Consider the following 18,806-nt stretch of genomic DNA (forward strand, 5'->3'; position numbering starts at 1 on the left):
TCACCTCACGACCTGGGGTCACCCTCGCGACGCTGCCGTACCGAGAGCCGGATCGGTGCGCCGAGGAACCCCCACTCCTGTCGGAAACCGTTCGTGACATAGCGCCTGTACGAAGCCTTGAGATCTTTAGGACGATTCGACCACACGACGAAGGTCGGCGGTTCCACAGCGACCTGGCTACCGTAGTATATCCTCACATCGCCCCGTCCGCCCTGCGGGGGCTGCTTGCGTTCCACCAGACCGCGCAGGACCCGGTTCACCTCGGACGTCGCGATCCTCCGGGTCCGTTCCTTCTGCACCTGCTTCGCGATTTCGAGCACCTTCTGCACCCGCTTGCCCGAGAGGGCCGAGGTGGTGACGATCGGAACCCAGCGCAGATAGTGAGCGCGCTCCCGGAGGGCCTTCTCGAAGCGCGCCATCGAATCCGGTCCGCGTTCCTCGATGAGGTCCCACTTGTTCGCCACCAGCACGAGCCCTCTGCCCGCATCCCACGCCTCCTCACCGATCCGGAAGTCCTGGTTGCTGACTCCCTCCGCACAGTCGACGACGAGAAGGCAGACGTCGGCCCGCTGGATGGCCGAGGTCGCCCTCAGACGACTGTAGAACTCCACGTCATCGTCCACCCTGGATCGGCGCCTGAGGCCGGCCGTGTCGATCAGGCACACGCGTTCGCCCTCGTACTCGAGGTGCGTGTCGATCGCGTCTCGCGTGGTCCCCGCCTCGTCGTGGACCAGGACCCGTTCCTCGCCGAGAAGCCGGTTCACGAAGCTCGACTTTCCCACGTTCGGCTTTCCGATCACGGCCAGCCGCAGATCCACGCCCCCTGAATCCGAAGGCCCCGGTTCCGGAAGGGCCGTCACGATCCGATCCAGCAGATCCCCACTGCCCTTTCCGCTCAATGCCGAAACCGGTACGGGCTCGCCGAGGCCGAGGGCGTGGAACTCGTGCTGGGCGATGGCGGAAGCCGGATCGTCGAGCTTGTTCACGGCCACCACCACGGGACGCTCCGAACGCCGCAGCAGCTCCGCCACGTGCTCGTCCACCGGGTGCAGTCCCGTGCGTCCGTCCGTCACCAGAACGATGACGTGGGCACGCTCGATGGCTGCAACTACCTGACCGCGGACTTCCCGGTCCAGCGGACGCTCCGGGACGTCGCTGATGCCGCCGGTGTCCACGAGGAGAAAGGCCCGTCCCGCCCAATCCGCCTCGGCGAACTGTCGGTCCCGTGTGACCCCGCTCCGTTCCGCCACGATGGCGATCCGCCGGCCCAGGATCCGGTTGAACAGGGTGGACTTCCCCACGTTGGGGCGACCGACGATCGCCACCGTGGGAAGCCCTACAGTGTCCGCAGCGTGTCCGTCACGTGTTCGGATGGCCATAAGGTCAGCTTCGGGTATCGCTTTCGCAGCTCATCGAGGGAAAGGTCGTCGAGGAAGAAGTCGTCATCATTCAGAGCGTTCCGGCTGAACAGGGCAATGTCGTGATCTGCATACCGCTCCAGCCCGCGGGCGTGATCGGCGCCCGACAACAGACCCGCGGTGGTTACGAGCGGACCGTACAGCGTATTGTGGACACCTTCGGTATCGATCCGGGCCCCGGTCACTCGCTCGATCTCCTCCGCCAGCTTCGCCAGGTGCGGCCGCATCGACCGTCCCGTGATCAGGGCGATCCGTCGGCCCGAGAGGTCGGGAAGGCTATCGAGGTCGGAGCGAATCGCTTCCGAGAGAAAGGACACGGCTCCCACACCGTTGGCCACCAGCTCGTGATCATCGAAGTAGGACGGCTCGGGAAGCTCGCGGCCCGCCTGAAGGAACATCTCGTCGGCTGCATAGCACCAGCCCCGGCCACGCTCGCGCATCGATCGCCGCCGAACGTCGTCCACCTGGTCCAGGGCATGGCCGCATTCCTCGGGTGTAAGCGGACGGATGCCGCGATCGGAGTTGAACTCGGTGAGGCCCACGGGGACGATCGAGAGCGAGAGTACGTCGTTTCCCCGCTCGTACAGGTCCGAGATCGTCCGCTCCAGGACGAGGCCGTCGTTGACGTCCGGACAGAGGACGACCTGAGCGTGCACCGCGATCGATCCGGCTGCCAGCCGGTCCAGATGTTCGTTGATGTTCGCCGCCCTCGGATTGATGAGCATTCGAAGCCGCGCCTCCGGATCGGTGGCGTGCACGCTCACGAACAGGGGGCTCAGGCGCTGCTCGAAGATCCGGTCCCAGTCCTCCCCCCGCAGGTTGGTAAGCGTAACGTAGTGACCGAACAGGAATGACAGCCGGAAGTCGTCATCCTTCACGTACAGCGGCTGCCGCAGCTTGGAGACCTTCGGATTCCCCTTCACGAAGCAGAAGGGGCAGGCGTTCGTGCATCGGCGCACCTTGTCGGCTTCCGGTATTAGCCCGAGCGTCTCATCGGGGTGCTTCTCGATCTCGTAGACGACCGGCTGGCCGTCGGGCAGGCGGGCTTCGAGGGCGATCTCCGCATCGGCCTCGAAGAAGCGCAGGTCCAGCGAATCCCTGAGGTCACGTCCGTTGATGGAGATCAGCGCCGTGCCGGGAGGGATCTCCAGGTCAGCGCCGATCGAATGGCGTCGTACGCGTGCGACGCGGACCATGGTGGATTCCTCTACTCGGGAAATGCGGGCGCAGATCGGCGCCGCGCAATATACCCGGCGCTCCCCTTCCCTTCCAATCGATCGTCACGGGATGCCGAACGGGCGAAGCCCGACATCGGACCCCGCCCGTTCGAACTCGCTCAGCGGTCGGATACGCCCGTCGTCAGGCTCCCTCGGGGCCGTACTGGAAGCCGGCTACCGGCTCCTCGACCTCGAACTGGAGCATGAAGGAGGCCGTCTCTCCCTCTCCCGGAAGCGTGATGACGAGAACGTCGCTGGCCACCACATCACCCGTATCTCCGAGAAGCTCGACCGGCACCGTGACTTCCAATCCGGCGGCACCGCTCTTGTTCATGACCTGGCCTTCGACGCTGTACACGCCTTCGGATACCATGCTCAGCTGAGAGCGCAGGAACTCGAACTCCAGTGCGTCCCTCTGCTCGAGGGCCGCCAGCGCCGCGTCGGCGTTCTCGAGCTCTCGTTCGGCGTTCGCGAGCAGATTGTAGTTCACCGACTCGAACGGAAAACGGTCTACGAGTTCTCCGGCGATCGGGATCAGCTCCTGATACCGCTCCGCCTGATAGTACGTGTTCGCCAGGTTCTCCATCGTTTCCTTGTTGAGAGGACTCATCTCGTGAGCCTTCTCGAAGGCGATGGCCGCCTGCTCGAAGTCCTGCGCACGGTACAGCCCGATGCCGACCTGCGACCATTGCCTGAAGCTCAGATCGTCGCGATCCAGCAGGTCGGTGAAGATCTGTTCGGCCGCTTCCTGGTCTCCCGCATCCATGAGCGCCACGGCGTAGTTCAATATCCCGAGTACATCATCGGGATGGTCCGCCGCATACTCGGAGTAGATCGCGAGGGCCTCTTCGGCGCGACCCTCCTGTCGGAGCAGCTCCGCCATGTTGATGCTGGCCGCCCGGATCATCTCCGGCTCGCCTCCCACCTCCAGTGCCCCGGCGTACATCTCCATGGCGGCGGCGTTGTCTCCCGCCTGCTGGTAAAGATTGCCCGCATTGGTCAGAGACCGGGCATCGGCGAAGATGACGTTGGCCTGCAGGAAAGACTCGAGCGCGGCCTGTTGATCACCGGCACGGAGGGAGTTGATGCCACGGTTGTACAGCGGCACCCATGCGTTGAAGCGCAGCTCGTTGACGAGGTCGGCGCAACCCGGCTGGGCCGTCGTCAGCTTCGCCAGCATCGAATCCGCACCCTCGTAGTCTCTCAGTCCGAGATAGGCCTGTCCGGCAAGCAGGTACGCGCGCGGCAGCGGGTCCTCGTCCGCGAGCGTCGGCTCGAGCTTCTCGAGCGCGCGGGCGTACCGGGTTTCCTTGGGCTGCGGATCGTCCCGCCGGGCGGCATAGCTCAGTTCGACATCGGCTCCGCGGGTGTGCTGGTTTCCGTTCTCCGCACATTCCTGAGCCCACAGGCCCGCGGGCACTCCGATCAACACGGTCAGGGCCGCGGCCGTCGCATACCTAAACGAATTTCTCAACATAATTGCCTCAGGTTATGTTTTTACAGCTAATTATAGGGCTTTGTCGTTCACTGCAAGGAGGACGAGCATCGGGCCGACACCGGCCGCCCCCGGCGGCGTCGATCGTGGGCTCGGAGCCATCCTGCCACCCCGAAGGTGGTGTTGCAAGCCCCTTACTCACGCTAGTACGCATCATGAGGGTGCATGTTTCCTCCGCGCTTCTGACATCACGCCTCCCACCGCACCGATTACGGCCACCGAACGAAGGGGCGGCGAGCCCAATCAGGACTCGGACTCGCGCAGGGAATCCAGAATCCTCTGCGCGGTGGTCCGCCCGATGCCTGGGACGGCCATGAGTTCCTCGGGCGTCGCTTCGCGGATCGCCTTTGCACTGCCGAATGCCCTCAGGAGATCCTGCTCCCGGCGCGCTCCCACACCGGGAACGTCAGCCAGCACGGACCGAAGGGTCCTCTTCTTCCGCAGCCTCCGGTGATAATCGACCGAGAATCGGTGCGCTTCATCCCGTGCGCGCTGGAGCCAGCGCAGACCGGCGCTCCGGGAATCCAGGCGCACCGGCTCGGGCATTCCTGGAAGGAAGACCTCCTCGAGGCGCTTGGCCAGGGCCGCGACTGCAAGATCCGATACACCCGAGCGTTCCATCGCGTGACGGGCCGCGCCGAGCTGCCCCTTGCCGCCGTCGATCAGGACGAGATCGGGCATGTCTTCGCCCTTCTCGACGCGGTTCGCGAAATACCTCCCCACGACCTCCTGCATCATGGAGAAGTCGTCGAGCTGTCCCTCTTTCGTGTGCCGGATGCGGAATCTGCGATACTCCTGCTTCCTTGGCCTCCCGTTCCGCAGCCACACGGCCGCGCCCACGGAGTCGGTTCCCCCCAGCGTCGAGATGTCGAAGCATACGATGTCATTCGGCAGGGTCTCGAGCTGCAGAGCCCGCGCGAGTTCCCGGGCCGTGGAGCCGGCGCCGACCTCTCGCGTTTCATCCCGGGCCGCCTCCGCACGCTCGGCCAGCACGTGTGCGGCATTCTCTTCCGCCAGCTCGAGGAGTCTCCTTCCGGTACCCCGCTGCGGGACACGGATATGGAAGCCGCGGCCCCGCGAACCGGCGAGCATGGTTTCGATGAGCCCGCGATCCTCGAAGTCGGCCGGGACGAGCAGCTCCGGGGGGAGGTCTTCCCGTCCGAGGTACGCACTTGCCAGAACCCGGGCGATCAGGGCGGGCAGGTCTTCGTCCTCGGCCGCACCCTCATCCGCGCCTTCGCCGGTCTTCAGGTGAAGGACGTCTCGGCCGAGCAGCTTCCCTTCTCTTACTCGAAGGAACAGAGCGCACGCGCGCTTACCCTGCCGAGCGATCCCGAGCACGTCCCGGTCCCCGCCACGGGCGTCGATCGAGGTCTTGCGGCGTTCCAGGGAGGCAAGGCCCCTCAGCACGTCTCTCAGCTCCGCTGCGCGTTCGTAGTCCAGACGCGCGGCGGACTCCTCCATCTCCTCGCGGACCTTTCGCTTCATGCTTCCCGTCTGGCCGGAAAGGATCGCGAGGATGCGGTCGATCATCGCTCGATAGTCCGCCTCGCTCTGTCTGCCGACGCACGGTGCCCTGCACCGCTCGATGAAGTAGTCGAGACAGGGACGGTCCGGCGCCTCCCGGGGCAAGTCGTAATGGCAACTCCGCACGTCGAACGTCTGGCGAATCATGCGGAGGGCCCGGCGCATCGCGCCCACATCCGTGAAGGGACCGAAATAGCGCGAGCCGTCGCGCACCAGTTGCCGCGTCACGAGCACGCGCGGAAACGGCTCATGCACGGTCACCTTCACATAGGGGAACGTCTTGTCGTCGCGGAGCTGAATGTTGAAGCGCGGTTCGTACTCTTTGATCAGGTTCGACTCGAGCAACAGCGCCTCGGCCGGTGAATTGACCACGAAGGTGTCGACGTCGACGGTCCGCCGTGACAGTTCCCGTTCCTTGAACGAGCGCCCCGTCTGTGATCCGAAATAGCTCCGCACCCGGCTGCGCAGGGACGACGCCTTGCCCACGTAGAGGATCTCGCCGTCTCTGCTGCGAAAGAGGTATACGCCGGGTCGATTGGGAAGAGCCGCCAGCTGCTCCTTCAGTCGGTCACCCGTCATTCCCCGGCGTCCTCGCCCTCCGGCACGACGCTGGGCGGCCTCCGCACGATCAGGAGATAGGGAATGGCCCCGGCGATGCCGATCGCCACGAGCAGGGCCAGGTCGGAAAGAAAGCTCCCGCCGCCGAGCGAGCTGGAAAGCCACGATCGGGCCCAGAGAGCCGTCACTCCCGCGGCCAGGGAGCCGACCCCGATCCGGAGGCTCGCCCTGAGAGCCGGTCGACCGAAGAGGGGGCCGATTCTCCTGCCGAGAGCGCTCCACAAAAGGACGAGATTGGTCCAAGCGCCGATCGATCCACCGAGCGCGATGCCGATGGCCGCATAGGTTTCGAACGGCCCGGGAAGCCGGGAGCGGGCCGTCAGGGTGAGTCCGACGGCCAGGCCGATACCCAGCGTCACGGACACGGCGGCCAGCAGCATCGGTGTCCGAGTGTCTTGCAGGGCGTGAAAACCGCTCGCGAACAGCTTCAGACTGCTGGACGCCACGAGACCCAGGGCGTAGGCCCCGAGCACGGAGGCCACCAGCACGGTGCTGGCCTCGAGGAACTCACCACGCTGGAAGACCAGGCGGACGATCAGGTCCCCCGCGACCAGAAAACAGACGGCCGCCGGGAGGACGAAAAAGAGGATCTGGAAGAATCCGTTGACCAGTCTGGGCCTCAGCTTCTCCGCGGTGGCCTCGCGCGACATCCGAGGCAGTGAGGACGCCGCCACTGAGATGCCGAACAGACTGATCGGCAGATACATCAGCCGCTGAGAGTAGCCGAGGGCGGACATGGCGCTGGTGCCGACCAGAGAGGCCAGCGAGATATCTACGAGGGTCGAGACCTGGAAGATGCCCTGGCTGGAGATCACCGGCAGGGTGTTTCGCGCCACCCGCCGGACCGGCTCCCACGCCCACTCACCGCGGGGCCTGAGGGATCCGACGCGACGACGAGCGGCCGGGATCTGAATCCCTACCTGCAGAACACTCCCGGCCAGCGCGGACCATGCCAGCGCGTGCGCCAGTTGATCGCTTCCCGCGGCCTTCGCCACGAAGAGCCCTCCGATCTGTGCCAGATTCCACAGGGTCGGGGCGACGAAGGGAAGGAAGAAGTGTCCGTGGCTGTTCAGGACGCCGAGAAACCACGCGCCGATGATGAGGACGCCCGACATCGGAAAGAGAATCCGAACCAGTTCGGTGGTGACCCGTGTCGACTCCGCGTCCGCCCCGACCATCACCAGGTCCGTGATCCACGGTGCCAGGATCACGCCGAGGGTGCTCATGAGGAGCGCTGCCACCAGGACGAGGCCCAGCACCGAGCCGGCGAGGCGACGTGCCCGGGGCGACTCCCGCCCCTCCTCCTCGAGCACTTCCGAGTACACGGGCACGAAGGAGGCGGAAAGGGTCCCCTCGCCAAGGAGATTCCGGATGATGTTGGGAATCTTGATGGCCGCGAAATAGGCGTCTGCGAGGAGCGTCGTTCCGAGGAACGCCGCTACGGCCATGTCGCGGGCCAGCCCGGTGATCCGGCTGAGAAGGATGCCGGAACCGACCGCCGTGGCCGATCGGCCGGCGGAAGAACTCAGTCGGTCCGCTGCAGCTGAAGTGCCGGAGGGCACGGCCGCCGGGCCCGTCGTGTCACTCACCCGGCTCGAGGCGGGCGGCGCCGCCCTCGTCGGCTCCCTCGATCAATCGACGAACGAAATCGGTCTCTTCCCTGAGGCTCTCCATGCTCTCAGCGAGGTACTTCACCTCTGCCTCGAGCTCTCCGACCCGGGTTGCGATCTCCCGCGTCGCGCGCTCCTCATCGCCCCGCGCGATGCGATTCGCCAGCGCCTGGCCGACCGATGAGTCAAGGACGATCGCCAGGAGCGGAATCAGGAGAACCAGCGCGATGATGACAGCCCAGATCAAGTCGTTGCACCTCGAGAGAGCCGAGCGGCGGCCACGCGATCGCGGCGCTCGAAACGTCGGGCTAACCTACTCCGGCGGTAGGGCGCCAGCAACGTCGTGGCCCGGACCAGCCATGCCGGGGACGGGTCCGACTTCCGCCGCGCCCCGGGCTGCGTCGAGGAAGCGATCCCCGTGGTGGGCCAGGAAAGCCGAAGTCGGAATCCTGCGCTCCTGCGGGTCGCCCCCGGGGTACAGGTGGGCGCCGATCCTCTCCAGCTGGCCTAGAACGATACTCTCCCGACGAGCCACGGCGCGATCCACGGTCCCTCGAAGTTCCCCGATCGCATCGAAGGCCCGCTTCCGGCTCTTTCCGACGGCAGATCGGAGCCCCGGCAGGTCGGAGCCCACGACCGAGGCCAGCTCGTCGTACTCCCGCGTGAGACGCGCCTCGAGAGCGCTGATCCGCTCCGAGACCGAAGCCGGCCGATTCGCCTCGACGATGCGGCGCCGGGCCGCTTCCGGGTCGCGAGCTTCGTCCGCCGAGATTCCGACCTTCTCGAGCAGTCGCTCGATCCGGCTCTCGACCACGCGCCAGGAATCGCGCGGCTGAACGGAGGGCATCGTCACATCCAGCAGGCGGAAGAGAGGCTGCAACTGCGCCCAGTACGCGATCTCCCCGGGTCCGAGTACGGTCCGTGTGACCGGCAGCAGCCAGGACTCGAGGACGGGTCGAAGGGCGGCGGATGGGCTGAATCGGCCGGGCTCGGCCTGAAGCTCCTCGATGAGGTCCCGCTCGGGGACACGGTGACCCGTGGAATCGACCTGAATGCCATCCGTTCCGGCCCGAAGGCGGTATCGTCCCTCTATCCCGTCCCGGAATACCGGAACGGCGGTTTCACGGTACGTGAGCTGGGGCGTGAAACCAGCCCCATCGACGGCGCTGGCTCCTCGGCCGAGGGCCCCGCGAAGCTCGTCGTGACGTTCAATCGCCTCCGAAAGGAAGGGAATGGCGGCGTTTCGGACCTCCTCGTGCGCCGAGTCGAGGAATCCGATCGGCAGGTCCCCGAACCAGGAGCTGGCCACGCGGACGAAGGCCTCGGTGAACGTACGGCCCGGTGTGTATGCATCCCTGAGACCGTCGGCCCACACGGCTCCGGCGGGACCCGACTCGACGGCGTCGAGGAACTCGGCGAGCCGCGACTCGACCGAGTTCGGCAGTTTCGAAGGACCCACCGACTGGCCGGCTCGATTCTCCGGGGGGGGCACGGAGAGCCGTCGGAGGTCCTCGTCGCGGTCGAGGAAGTCGATCGACCCGACTTCATCCCAGTCGTGGTCGTCGGCCGCGACCCAGAAGACCGCCAGGCAGGGCACTCCCGTCTGTCGTTCGATCTCGCACGCCGTTCTCACGGCTGCGAGGCCCTTGTACAGCACGTACAGGGGTCCTCCGAACAGCTGCGGCTGCTGTCCCGTGGTGACCACGACCCCCCTGCCCTCCCGGATGGCCTCCAGCCTCCGACGAGCGGCCGCCGACGGGCATTGAATCGCCTCCTCCAGGGGGGCGGCCAGGGACCGGGACGGCCCCGTCCGTTCTTCCGGCGGAGGCGTGAACGTGCCCTCGGGGAAGAGGCCCGGCAGGTCCTCCGCGAGAACACGGGCGACCAGCCCACCGGGGGGCGCCAGTCGCTCCGCCTCGAACCGCAGCCCGTTCATGCGCTTCCCCGGCCCCGGTTCACCCTGCGGCCCGACAGGATGAGACGCGGGGAGCGCGGGCCGTACGTGCGGCCCTCGTAGTCTCCCAGTCGCCGTTCCACGACGAGATCAGCCTCGGAAAGAAGCGATACGAGCTCATCGCAATCATAAAGACGGACGCGCTCTTCGAAGGTACGTGCACCCCCTCCATCCAGCGGCTGCATCTGGATCCGCTTGATGACCATGTCCTCCAGTATTTCCCGGCGCTGGATCACCCGCTCGCCCGCCACCACGCGCCGGTCTTCCGGTACGAGCTCCGTGCGCACCCGCGCGGAGTTCAGAAAATCGAGCATGAAGGTCCCGGTCGGTCGGAGAACCCGTGCCATCTCCCGCAGAACCTGTCGGTCGTCGGCGGGGTCCTCGAAATACCCGAACGAGGTGAAGAAACTCGTGAGACCTCCGAAGGATCGGTCCGCGAACGGAAGGCTTCGCATGTCCGCCCTCACAAGCGGATCGTTCGGTCCCTCCCGGTGCGCGGCGCGGAGCAGCGTCACGGAGAGGTCGAGTCCGATCGCGTTGAACCCGGCGGAGCGAAGCTCACGGAGGTGGCGGCCGCCGCCGCACGCCACATCGAGGACACGGGAACCTCTTGGCGGCGCGGCGAGACGTCGGAAGAGATCGACGGCTTCGCGCGCCTCTTCCTCGTCCCGATGCGGATAGAGGGCGAGGTACTCTTCACCGAACCAGCGGTGAAACCATTCCCGGGTGGGTGTGTCGCTCGTCGTCACCCGGAGGTCCCTTTGTGATAGGGCTCTCCCATCAGAAGAGTGCCGGCACGATACAGCTGTTCCGTCAGGACCAGCCGGGCCATGTCGTGGGGGAGCGTCATGCGGGAGAGGGACAGAGAACGTGTGGAGCGGTCACGAATCGTCCCGTCGAGGCCATGCGCGCCCCCGATGAGGAAGACGACACCCGGTCGTCCGTACGTTCGCATGTCCGCGAACTCGCGTGTCAGCTCCACCGAGCTCATCGGCTCTCCTTCCCTCGCGAGGCACCAGGTCTCGAGGTGGTCCGGAATCCGGCCCTGGAGCCGCTCGGCCTCGCGCTGACGGGTCCTCTCGGGCGAGGCCCGGGTACCGGCGCCGGCTGGAACGTGCGCCGACTCGAACCGGAAGTAGCGGGCCACGCGCCGCTCATACTCCTCGATCGCCCCTCTCATCCACCGGTCCCGCGGGGCTCCTACGCCCAGCAAGAGGATTCTCATCGCGGTCCCTCGTCTCGATCCACCAGCGCCCGGGCCCATCGGACCGGTTTCGGCGGGTCGCGTTCGTCTTCCCAGACGACCTGCTCGGAAAGATACCAGATGGGCATCGACTCTCCGAGGGCGCGTGCGAGCTTTCCGGCATCCTTCAACGTGCACACGATCCCTCCGGCTCCGGACTGCCGTTCGAGGGTCGAGCGAACGTCCGGGGTGATCCTGGCATGGTCGGACAGCTGGAGCGTGCGATCCAGATCCGGGAGACGCGCCCGCACCTGTCGGAAGAACACGGCCGGCCACATGACTCCCGCCACGGCGAGCTCGGGTCTGGGCGGGGAGACATCTCGTGCTGCTTCCGTAACGGCCACGAGCTCTCCCGGGTCGATGCGAGCCGCAACCACGGGGGGAAAGCCGTCCGTCTCGCCGAGCCGCCGCACGTGGTCCTCCGTCTCGCTTTCGCTGCCATCGTTCCGATCCGGGTCAGCGAAGACGGGTGCCGCGCGGCGCACGAGAATCAGTAGATCTGCGCGGCCGATGGCAGCGAGGCGTTCGCGGAAGGGGCCGGCCGGAAGGTGCAGCCACGGTGTTTCGAGTGAGGTCGAATCGAGAGCGACGATGTCCAGATCCCGGTGGAGGCGTCGATGCTGGAATCCGGAATCCAGCAGCGCAATCTGCGCGCCTTCCTCTTGGGCTCGCCATGCAAGCGCGGCCCGGTCGCGCCCGCCGTATACGCGAGAGCGGGGCGACAGGCGGCGATGGACCTCCATCTCGTCCTCGAAACCGTGCGTGAGGATCGCCGTTCGGACACCCGCCCTCTCCAGCCTCACGGCCATGTCTGCCGTGATCGGCGTCTTTCCGGCGCCTCCCGCGGTCAATCCTCCGACCGAGACGACCGGCAGCGGGGCTTGATTCGCTGCGACCACGCCCGTTTCGTACAGCAGGTTGCGGACTCCGGTGGCCGCCGCCCATACGGCCGAAAGAAACCGGAGCGTGGGACCGGCCTCACCCTTCCAGGCGGCCCGCACTCTCGTCTCGGCGCGGCCCGGCCCACGATCCGAGACGGTCATCGACGGGCTCCCTGGTGGGATCGAGCGGCATCTTCGCAGACGTTGGTGGCCCGGTTCAATGCCTCCGCCACCCGGTTCTGCCAGCTCGACAACGACCCGACACCCACCTCTTCAGGTACCGAGATCGGCTCGCCGTGGTGCACGTACACGATCGAGCCCGGCTTCGGCACGATGAACCGGTCCCAACTCCTGAACCGCCACGCGTGCACGGCAGCCGCAGCACACGGGATGATGGGCAGTCCCGTCCGCGAGGCGGCGAGCAACACCCCGGGCTTGCACTCCCGGGCAGGTCCCTGCGGACCGTCGGTGGTGATGGCGAGAGGATGACCTTCGGCGGCTGCGCGGGTCAGCTCACGGAGGGCCCGCGCGCCGCCGCGCGTCGTGGACCCACGGACGGCCCGGTATCCGATTCGCTCGACGATGCGTGCGATGATCTCTCCGTCCCGGGACTGGCTGATGATGACCGCTACGTCTTCGTTCCGATGGAGCAGGGTGAGGGGGAGCTGTTGAGCGTGCCACAACGCGTAGACTCCTCGGCCGATTCGATGCCGCTTTGCCACGGGCCTTCCCTGCACGTCGATCTCACGAAATCTCCAGGTGCTGGAGAGCGCGACGAGCAAGCTCGGTCCGAGGGCACGAGCCGCCAGGAGCCGAACATCGGTCCTCAACTTCGTCGCCCTCGATCCTCGAGCAACCGGATGCACTCTTCGGCAACCCTCGCTGCAGCTCCAGGACTGCCCAGTCGATCGACCACCCGCGCGAGTCCTTCGAGCTGGCTCGATCGTTCGGGTCCCTCGCCGAGGAGGGGACGCACGGCGGCAGCGAGGGACCGGGGTTCCACCTGCCCCTGGATGAATTCCTGAACGAGCCGCTCGCCGGCAACCAGATTGACGAGTGCGATGTGGTCGACCCGAACCAGGTGCCGGGCGATCGCGTACGTCAGCGGACTCACCCGGTAGCCGACGATCATCGGCACGCCAGCGAGAGCGAGTTGGAGGGTGATCGTCCCCGACTTGGTGATCGCCGCCCTCGCAGAGGCCAGAGCCTCGTCGGCGTCCACAACTCGGGCATCCGCAAGGGATCCGAACCCTTCCGGGGGCAGATCTCGAGCCCGGGCGACGAGGATTTCCAGCTCCGGTACATCCTCCCGCAGTCGGCGCGCGGCTTCGAGGAACGCCGGAAGCAGTCGGCGAACCTCCTGAAGCCGGGAGCCCGGGAATAGAGCCAGGCGCGGAGCGTCGACGTCTGCGATCTCGGGAAGGTCGGGCCTGTCCAGCAGAGGGTGCCCTACGAATCGCGTGCGCACTCCCCACCGCCGCAGGCGCTCCTCCTCGAAAGGAAGGACCACGCACACGAGATCGGTGTCTCGAGCGAGATTCCGTGCCCGTGACTCGTGCCACGCCCACACCTGAGGGGCGATGTAGTAGAGCACCCGAAGCCCCTGACGGTTCGCGTACCGGGCCAGCGGCAGATTGAAACCTGGATAGTCGATCGGTACGAGGAGATCGATCTCCCGCTCGACGAGAAAGCGGCGCACCTGGCGTCGCAGGGCGGCGAGATCGGGAAGATGACGGACCACCTCGGAGAAGCCGAGGACCGCGAGGCGGTCCAGGTCGGCGAGGAGCTGCACCCCCTCCGCCGCCATGAGACTGCCGCCCAGGCCGTAAAGACGGACCCCGGGCAACCTGCTCTTCAGTTCGCGTGCCAGCTCCGCGCCGTGAAGGTCGCCCGATGGCTCTCCGGCGGCGATGAATACGCTGGTTTCAGACAAGCCGGTTCAGGTACGCCATGAGAAGCAGGACCAGCAGCAGGAGCAGCACCAGGGTGAGGGGGCGCGGGCCCCGTTTCGCCCCGAAACCCAGCTTTTTGCGCTCCTCACGAATCTTGTGAAGGGACATGGGCGCCTCCCGCGATGTCGTTCTCGATGCGAAGTGCGATCTCCAGCGCGGCCCTGCCCTCAGCAGCTGAGACGCTCCCCTCCTCCCTTCCCTCCAGCGTGGCGAGGAAGGCTTCGAGCTCGAGCCGCAGAGGCTCGGCTCCGTCGCCCTGGATCGGCACGCGCTCGACGATGTCGGCGAGGGACAGAGAGGCGGCATCCCGGGTTCTGATCAGCCCGGCCAGCTCGACTCCGTCCCGCCGGCGCAGAAACTCGCCCTCCCCTGCGCCGAGATCGAGGCTGAAGTAGCCGGATGGCTGAAAGAGCCTCAGCTCGCGCTTCCTCTCCGTGGACACCCGGCTGGCGCTGATGTCGGCGCACGCGCCGTTCTCGAAACGGATGCGCGCATTGGCCATGTCCACGGAGTCGGTGAGAACGGGGATGCCGATGGCATCCACCGAGCGGACGGGACTGTCTACCAGACCGAGGACCAGATCGATGTCGTGGATCATCAGGTCCAGCATGACGGGGACGTCGGTGCCACGAGGTTGAAACACGGCGAGCCGTTGCGACGAGATGTAGCGTGGATCGTGAAGCAGCGGACGGACGGCCCGAATCGCCGGGTTGAAGCGTTCGACGTGTCCGACGGCCAGAAAGAGGCCGAGCCGGTCAGCGAGAGCGATCAGGTCGTCCGCCTCGGCCAGCGTCGGGGTCAGGGGTTTCTCCACCAGGACGTGGCAGCCCGCCTCGAGGGCCATGCGTGCGATCTCGTGATGGGCGGAAGTGGTGACGGCGACGACGAGCGCGTCACAAGCCTCGGTGAGATCCTCGGAGGTCAGCGCCGGCACGGACAGTCTCCCGGCCACGTCGCGGGCACGATCCGGGTCGGCGTCCGCGACCCCGATCAGGCGGCAGTCTGGGATCTCGCCGAGGATCCGCGCGTGAGCGGATCCCAGGCGGCCGACGCCGACCACTCCGACCTTCATCTCGCTCATGTCGTGATGCCACGCTCGCTGGACTGGATGAACGCGATCATGTGCTCCACTTCCGGCGCCAGGTCATCCCGATCTGCGAGTCGCTCCAGCGCCTGCGAGACGTTGAGATCCGATTTGAAGATGAGGCGGTAGGCCTCCCGGATCTGGCCGATCGTCTCACGCTTGAAACCGCGGCGCTTGAGTCCCACGAGGTTGAGTCCGTAGGCGGCGCAGGGGCTTCCGGCGACCATCACATACGGCACGACGTCCTTGGGGACGCGCGAGCCTCCACCGATCATCGAGTGACAGCCGATGCGTACGAACTGATGAATCGGCGTCACCCCGCCCACGATCGCCCAGTCCTCGATCAGGACGTGCCCCCCCATGTTCACGGAGTTGGCCAGGATGACGTGGTTTCCGATGCGGGTGTCGTGCGACACGTGCGCATAGGCCATGATCAGGCAATCGTCCCCCACCACGGTGGTGCCCGAATCGACGGTCCCACGGTTCAGCGTCGCGTATTCTCGTATCGTGGTGCGGCTCCCCACGACCAGCTTCGTGGGCTCGCCCCCGTACTTGAGATCCTGCGGGTCCGTTCCCAGCACGGCGCCCTTGCAGATGTGGGAATCGTCTCCGATCACCGTGTCGCGCTCGATGAGGACGTGCGAATCGATGGTGACACGCTCGCCGACCTCTACACCGGGGCCGACGATCGTGTAGGGTCCCACCGAGGCAGAATCGGGAACCTCGGCTCCGGAATCTACGATCGCCGTCGGGTGTATGCCCGCTGACGCCACGGCGCGGGATTCGCTCATTTGTCCACCACCCGGGCCATCATGGTCGCTTCCGCGACCACTTCGCCTCCCACCCGCGTGATGCCCTGCATTCGGCAGGTTCTCCCACGAAGCTGAAGCATCTGCAGCTCGAACAGCAGCTGATCTCCGGGCATCACCGGCTGCCGAAACTTCACATCATCCAGCGACATGAAGTAGACGACTTTCGACTTCGGATCATCGAACTCGTTCATCAGCAACAGACCGCCTGCCTGGGCCATCGCTTCGACGATCAGGACCCCGGGCATGATCGGGTGACCCGGGAAGTGGCCCTGGAAGAACGGCTCGTTGATGGTCACGTTCTTGAGCCCGAGAATCCTCTTCCCTCCTTCGAACTCGAGAACGCGGTCGATGAGCAGAAAGGGATATCGATGCGGGATGTACTCCAGGATTCGGTTGATGTCGAGCACGGGGCCTCCGTCCGGAGCCCTGGCAAGCATCTTCCTCAGACGCCGGGCGACGGCCACGTTCCCGCGGTGACTCGGCCGCTCGGCCACCACATGTCCCTGAATACGAGCGCCGACGAGCGAGAGGTCTCCGACGAGGTCCAGCACCTTGTGTCGCACGAACTCGTCCGGGAAACGCAGCTCCGTTCCCTCCGCGAGCCCGTCCTCGGTTGCCACGATCGTGTTTTCATAAGTGGCTCCGAGCGCCAGTCCCTTCTCGTGCAGCATCTCCCTCCAGCTCTCGAGGCCGAACGTGCGCGCGGGCGCAATCTCCCCGCAAAACGTCTCCGGTTCCACCTCCACGGTTACCGACTGTCTGCCGATGGCCGGATGATCGAATTCGATCACCGCCGTCACGCGATATCCATCATGCGGGGCGACGGTGTATACCGAATCACCTTCCCGGACGACGAAGGGATCGCGGACGACCAGCATGCTGGCTTCCGTTCCCTCGTGTTCCACGACTCCTGCCGAGCGGATGAGGCCGCACCACTCCTTGCCGCTGCCGTCAAGAGCCGGTGGCTCGGGACCTTCGAGGAGGATCTCGAGATTGTCGATCCCGAACACGGTCAGGGGGCCGAGTAGGTGCTCGATCGTGCCGGCGCGAGCTTCTCCGTGACCCAGAACGGTCTCCCACGACGTGCCCGCGACATTGTCCACCGTGGCGCCGAAGGCAGGCTCCCCTTCGAGGTCGACCCGTCGAAATACGATACCGGTCCCGGGACCGGCCGGTCGAAGCGTCGCCCGCACCGGCTTGCCGGTGTGCAGACCGGTACCCTCCAGGCTCACCTCCGAGCCCAGAGTTCGCTGGGGACGTTCAGTCACTCGATTCATTCGCGTTTCCTTCGAGACGGGACTCCAGGCGGGCCAGTCGCCGGAGAATCTCGGGCGTACGGAAGGTTCCTGCCGCCGCTCGCATCGCCTCGCGATGGGGACGCGCCGGATACCCGGAGTACACACCGCCGGACGGTACGTTGCCGATCACTCCGGCCTGGGCCGCGATCCTGGATCCGGCACCCACGGTGACATGGCCGGCGATGCCCACCTGACCGCCGAGCTGGGCCTGGTCCTCTATGGTGGTGCTGCCCGCGATCCCCACCTGGGCCACGATGACGCAGTGCTCCCCGATCTTCACATTGTGCGCCACGTGCACCAGGTTATCAATCTTCGTTCCTTTCCCGATCACCGTATCGCCCAGCGCACCACGGTCGACCGTGCAGTTCGCACCGATCTCCACGTCGTCTCCGATGAGGCACCGTCCTACCTGCGGAATCCTGGTCAGCCCGCCGGCGCCCGGAGTGTATCCGAACCCATCGACGCCCAGGCGCACTCCCGTGTACAGACGCACGCGATGGCCCACCACCGTGTCGTGCAGGATCGCGCAGCCCGGCCCGACCCGACAGTCCTGTCCGATCCGCACGCCGTCATCGACGAGGGTGTGGGCTCCGATGTGCGTGCGATCCCCGATGACGCAGTTCTCTCCGATCGTGACGTATGGGCCGATCCACACTTCGCTGCCGAGCCTCGTTCCCTTGCCGAGGATCGCGGTCGGATGGATCCCCGGATCCGGGTTCCGCTCCGGGTGAAACAGGTTGAGCAGACGGGCAAAGGCGAGCTCCGGGTTCTGGACGCGGATGAACACCGTGCCGCTGGACGGGAGATCGACGGACGGTTTCACGAGGCAGGCGCCCACCGTACGGGCCCCGAGACGCCGGGCATACCGTTCGTTGATCACGAAGGTGATGTCCCGTGGACCTGCCCGGTCGATGGGGGCGACACCCTCGAGGCATCGTGTGGGATCACCGTCGACCTCGCCTTCGACGAGGTCGGCGAGCTCCTGGACCGTGTATGCAGTCATATGAGTTCTCTACGCAGGTTGCCCCGACCCGGGGGGAGAAGCCGGGGGGGCGCCGGAGCGGAGGGGGACACTTCTCCGCTCCGGCCCGGGTACTTACGGTTGAGGTGTCTCGGCGCCGGCCGGCGCAGGCACCGGCTCCACCCCGAGTCGCTCGAGAACCGTGTCCGTGATGTCCAGTGCGGTGTCCGCGGCGACGAGGCCCTCCTTCGAGGCGTCGAGCACGATCGAGTATCGATTCTGCGACCGGATCTGCTCGATCACGTTCCCTACTCGCTCCAGGATCGGGCCCAGCAGTTCCTGCTGCCGCTGTTGCGCCTGGGAGTCCATCTCTCCCTGGCGCTGCTGAAGCCGGTTCCGGCGGTCCAGGATCTCCTGTTGCTTGGCTTCTTTGGCCTGAGGGCTCAGCAGAACCTCCTGCCGCTGGTAGTCCTGGAGCATCGAGTCCACGGCGGCGGCCTGCTCCTGGAGCTCCGTCCTCATGTCGGCCAGTTCGCGCTCGAAGGTGCGAGCGGCCTCAGCGGCGCCCGGTGCCGCCTGCAGGATCGCCTGGCCACGGACGTATACCACCGGCGTTCCGGCCGGGGGCGAACCCTGGGCCCACGCAACAGAGGCGGAGAACGCCAGCAACAGGCCGGCGAGGGGAACCCAACGTGTCAGGGCCATATCGTCTACTCTCCTTCCGATGAACTGAATT

General features: G+C 66.3%; 18 protein-coding genes. All 18 read right to left on the reverse strand.

Annotated elements, in window-relative coordinates:
- Positions 1 to 5: 5 nt before the first annotated feature.
- Entirely contained in the window at positions 6 to 1,325 is a 1,320-nt protein-coding gene (gene der, locus AC36XV_RS02355; protein WP_492202065.1) for a ribosome biogenesis GTPase Der, read from the reverse strand.
- An 11-nt stretch (positions 1,326 to 1,336) separates the two neighbouring features.
- Entirely contained in the window at positions 1,337 to 2,614 is a 1,278-nt protein-coding gene (locus AC36XV_RS02360) for a DUF512 domain-containing protein (protein ID WP_492202066.1), read from the reverse strand.
- 163 nt (positions 2,615 to 2,777) lie between these two features.
- A complete protein-coding gene (locus AC36XV_RS02365; protein WP_492202067.1) occupies positions 2,778 to 4,112 on the reverse strand; it encodes a tetratricopeptide repeat protein in 1,335 nt (444 codons plus the stop codon).
- A 261-nt stretch (positions 4,113 to 4,373) separates the two neighbouring features.
- Positions 4,374 to 6,236 carry an excinuclease ABC subunit UvrC gene (gene uvrC / locus AC36XV_RS02370; RefSeq protein ID WP_492202068.1) on the reverse strand — a complete coding sequence of 621 codons (1,863 nt, stop codon included), beginning with the start codon at positions 6,234 to 6,236 and terminating at the stop codon, positions 4,374 to 4,376.
- Positions 6,233 to 7,864, reverse strand: a complete 1,632-nt coding sequence (gene murJ, locus AC36XV_RS02375; protein WP_492202069.1) for a murein biosynthesis integral membrane protein MurJ — start codon at positions 7,862 to 7,864, stop codon at positions 6,233 to 6,235. Before murJ ends, uvrC begins: the two co-directional genes overlap by 4 nt.
- Positions 7,857 to 8,132: a hypothetical protein gene (locus AC36XV_RS02380; RefSeq protein WP_492202070.1), complete on the reverse strand. Its 276-nt coding sequence runs from the start codon at positions 8,130 to 8,132 to the stop codon at positions 7,857 to 7,859. Before AC36XV_RS02380 ends, murJ begins: the two co-directional genes overlap by 8 nt.
- Positions 8,133 to 8,198: 66 nt before the next feature.
- Positions 8,199 to 9,821, reverse strand: coding sequence for a bacillithiol biosynthesis cysteine-adding enzyme BshC (bshC, locus tag AC36XV_RS02385; RefSeq protein ID WP_492202071.1), 1,623 nt, complete (start codon positions 9,819 to 9,821; stop codon positions 8,199 to 8,201).
- On the reverse strand, positions 9,818 to 10,588 hold the full coding sequence (locus AC36XV_RS02390; RefSeq protein ID WP_492202072.1) for a class I SAM-dependent methyltransferase: 771 nt from the start codon (positions 10,586 to 10,588) through the stop codon (positions 9,818 to 9,820). The genes bshC and AC36XV_RS02390 overlap by 4 nt, the downstream gene beginning before the upstream one ends.
- On the reverse strand, positions 10,585 to 11,064 hold the full coding sequence (locus tag AC36XV_RS02395; RefSeq protein WP_492202073.1) for a 23S rRNA (pseudouridine(1915)-N(3))-methyltransferase RlmH: 480 nt from the start codon (positions 11,062 to 11,064) through the stop codon (positions 10,585 to 10,587). Before AC36XV_RS02395 ends, AC36XV_RS02390 begins: the two co-directional genes overlap by 4 nt.
- Positions 11,061 to 12,125 carry a tetraacyldisaccharide 4'-kinase gene (locus AC36XV_RS02400; RefSeq protein WP_492202074.1) on the reverse strand — a complete coding sequence of 355 codons (1,065 nt, stop codon included), beginning with the start codon at positions 12,123 to 12,125 and terminating at the stop codon, positions 11,061 to 11,063. The genes AC36XV_RS02395 and AC36XV_RS02400 overlap by 4 nt, the downstream gene beginning before the upstream one ends.
- Positions 12,122 to 12,793, reverse strand: a complete 672-nt coding sequence (locus AC36XV_RS02405) for a lysophospholipid acyltransferase family protein (protein WP_492202075.1) — start codon at positions 12,791 to 12,793, stop codon at positions 12,122 to 12,124. Before AC36XV_RS02405 ends, AC36XV_RS02400 begins: the two co-directional genes overlap by 4 nt.
- Complete coding sequence (gene lpxB / locus AC36XV_RS02410) at positions 12,790 to 13,896, reverse strand: lipid-A-disaccharide synthase (protein WP_492202076.1); 1,107 nt, start codon at positions 13,894 to 13,896, stop codon at positions 12,790 to 12,792. Before lpxB ends, AC36XV_RS02405 begins: the two co-directional genes overlap by 4 nt.
- Positions 13,889 to 14,023, reverse strand: coding sequence for a hypothetical protein (locus AC36XV_RS02415; protein WP_492202077.1), 135 nt, complete (start codon positions 14,021 to 14,023; stop codon positions 13,889 to 13,891). The genes lpxB and AC36XV_RS02415 overlap by 8 nt, the downstream gene beginning before the upstream one ends.
- The gene (locus AC36XV_RS02420; protein ID WP_492202078.1) at positions 14,001 to 14,996 is read right to left on the reverse strand and encodes a Gfo/Idh/MocA family protein; all 996 of its coding nucleotides are present in this window, start codon (positions 14,994 to 14,996) and stop codon (positions 14,001 to 14,003) included. Before AC36XV_RS02420 ends, AC36XV_RS02415 begins: the two co-directional genes overlap by 23 nt.
- Positions 14,993 to 15,790: an acyl-ACP--UDP-N-acetylglucosamine O-acyltransferase gene (lpxA, locus tag AC36XV_RS02425; RefSeq protein WP_492202079.1), complete on the reverse strand. Its 798-nt coding sequence runs from the start codon at positions 15,788 to 15,790 to the stop codon at positions 14,993 to 14,995. The genes AC36XV_RS02420 and lpxA overlap by 4 nt, the downstream gene beginning before the upstream one ends.
- On the reverse strand, positions 15,787 to 17,088 hold the full coding sequence (gene lpxC / locus AC36XV_RS02430; protein ID WP_492202080.1) for a UDP-3-O-acyl-N-acetylglucosamine deacetylase: 1,302 nt from the start codon (positions 17,086 to 17,088) through the stop codon (positions 15,787 to 15,789). The genes lpxA and lpxC overlap by 4 nt, the downstream gene beginning before the upstream one ends.
- Complete coding sequence (gene lpxD, locus AC36XV_RS02435) at positions 17,072 to 18,112, reverse strand: UDP-3-O-(3-hydroxymyristoyl)glucosamine N-acyltransferase (protein WP_492202081.1); 1,041 nt, start codon at positions 18,110 to 18,112, stop codon at positions 17,072 to 17,074. Before lpxD ends, lpxC begins: the two co-directional genes overlap by 17 nt.
- 93 nt (positions 18,113 to 18,205) lie before the next feature.
- Positions 18,206 to 18,775, reverse strand: a complete 570-nt coding sequence (locus AC36XV_RS02440; RefSeq protein WP_492202082.1) for an OmpH/Skp family outer membrane protein — start codon at positions 18,773 to 18,775, stop codon at positions 18,206 to 18,208.
- Positions 18,776 to 18,806 lie beyond the last annotated feature (31 nt).

It is taken from the genome of Candidatus Benthicola sp., assembly GCF_058719085.1.

Excerpts from the sequence above, each read along its gene's own strand:
- AC36XV_RS02360 (WP_492202066.1), bottom strand. The coding sequence starts at position 2,614 with ATGGTCCGCGTCGCACGCGTACGACGCCATTCGATCGGCGCTGACCTG.
- AC36XV_RS02365 (WP_492202067.1), bottom strand. The coding sequence starts at position 4,112 with ATGTTGAGAAATTCGTTTAGGTATGCGACGGCCGCGGCCCTGACCGTG.
- uvrC (WP_492202068.1), bottom strand. The coding sequence starts at position 6,236 with ATGACGGGTGACCGACTGAAGGAGCAGCTGGCGGCTCTTCCCAATCGA.
- bshC (WP_492202071.1), bottom strand. The coding sequence starts at position 9,821 with ATGAACGGGCTGCGGTTCGAGGCGGAGCGACTGGCGCCCCCCGGTGGG.
- AC36XV_RS02395 (WP_492202073.1), bottom strand. The coding sequence starts at position 11,064 with ATGAGAATCCTCTTGCTGGGCGTAGGAGCCCCGCGGGACCGGTGGATG.
- AC36XV_RS02400 (WP_492202074.1), bottom strand. The coding sequence starts at position 12,125 with ATGACCGTCTCGGATCGTGGGCCGGGCCGCGCCGAGACGAGAGTGCGG.
- AC36XV_RS02415 (WP_492202077.1), bottom strand. The coding sequence starts at position 14,023 with ATGTCCCTTCACAAGATTCGTGAGGAGCGCAAAAAGCTGGGTTTCGGG.
- AC36XV_RS02420 (WP_492202078.1), bottom strand. The coding sequence starts at position 14,996 with ATGAGCGAGATGAAGGTCGGAGTGGTCGGCGTCGGCCGCCTGGGATCC.
- lpxA (WP_492202079.1), bottom strand. The coding sequence starts at position 15,790 with ATGAGCGAATCCCGCGCCGTGGCGTCAGCGGGCATACACCCGACGGCG.
- lpxC (WP_492202080.1), bottom strand. The coding sequence starts at position 17,088 with ATGAATCGAGTGACTGAACGTCCCCAGCGAACTCTGGGCTCGGAGGTG.
- lpxD (WP_492202081.1), bottom strand. The coding sequence starts at position 18,112 with ATGACTGCATACACGGTCCAGGAGCTCGCCGACCTCGTCGAAGGCGAG.
- AC36XV_RS02440 (WP_492202082.1), bottom strand. The coding sequence starts at position 18,775 with ATGGCCCTGACACGTTGGGTTCCCCTCGCCGGCCTGTTGCTGGCGTTC.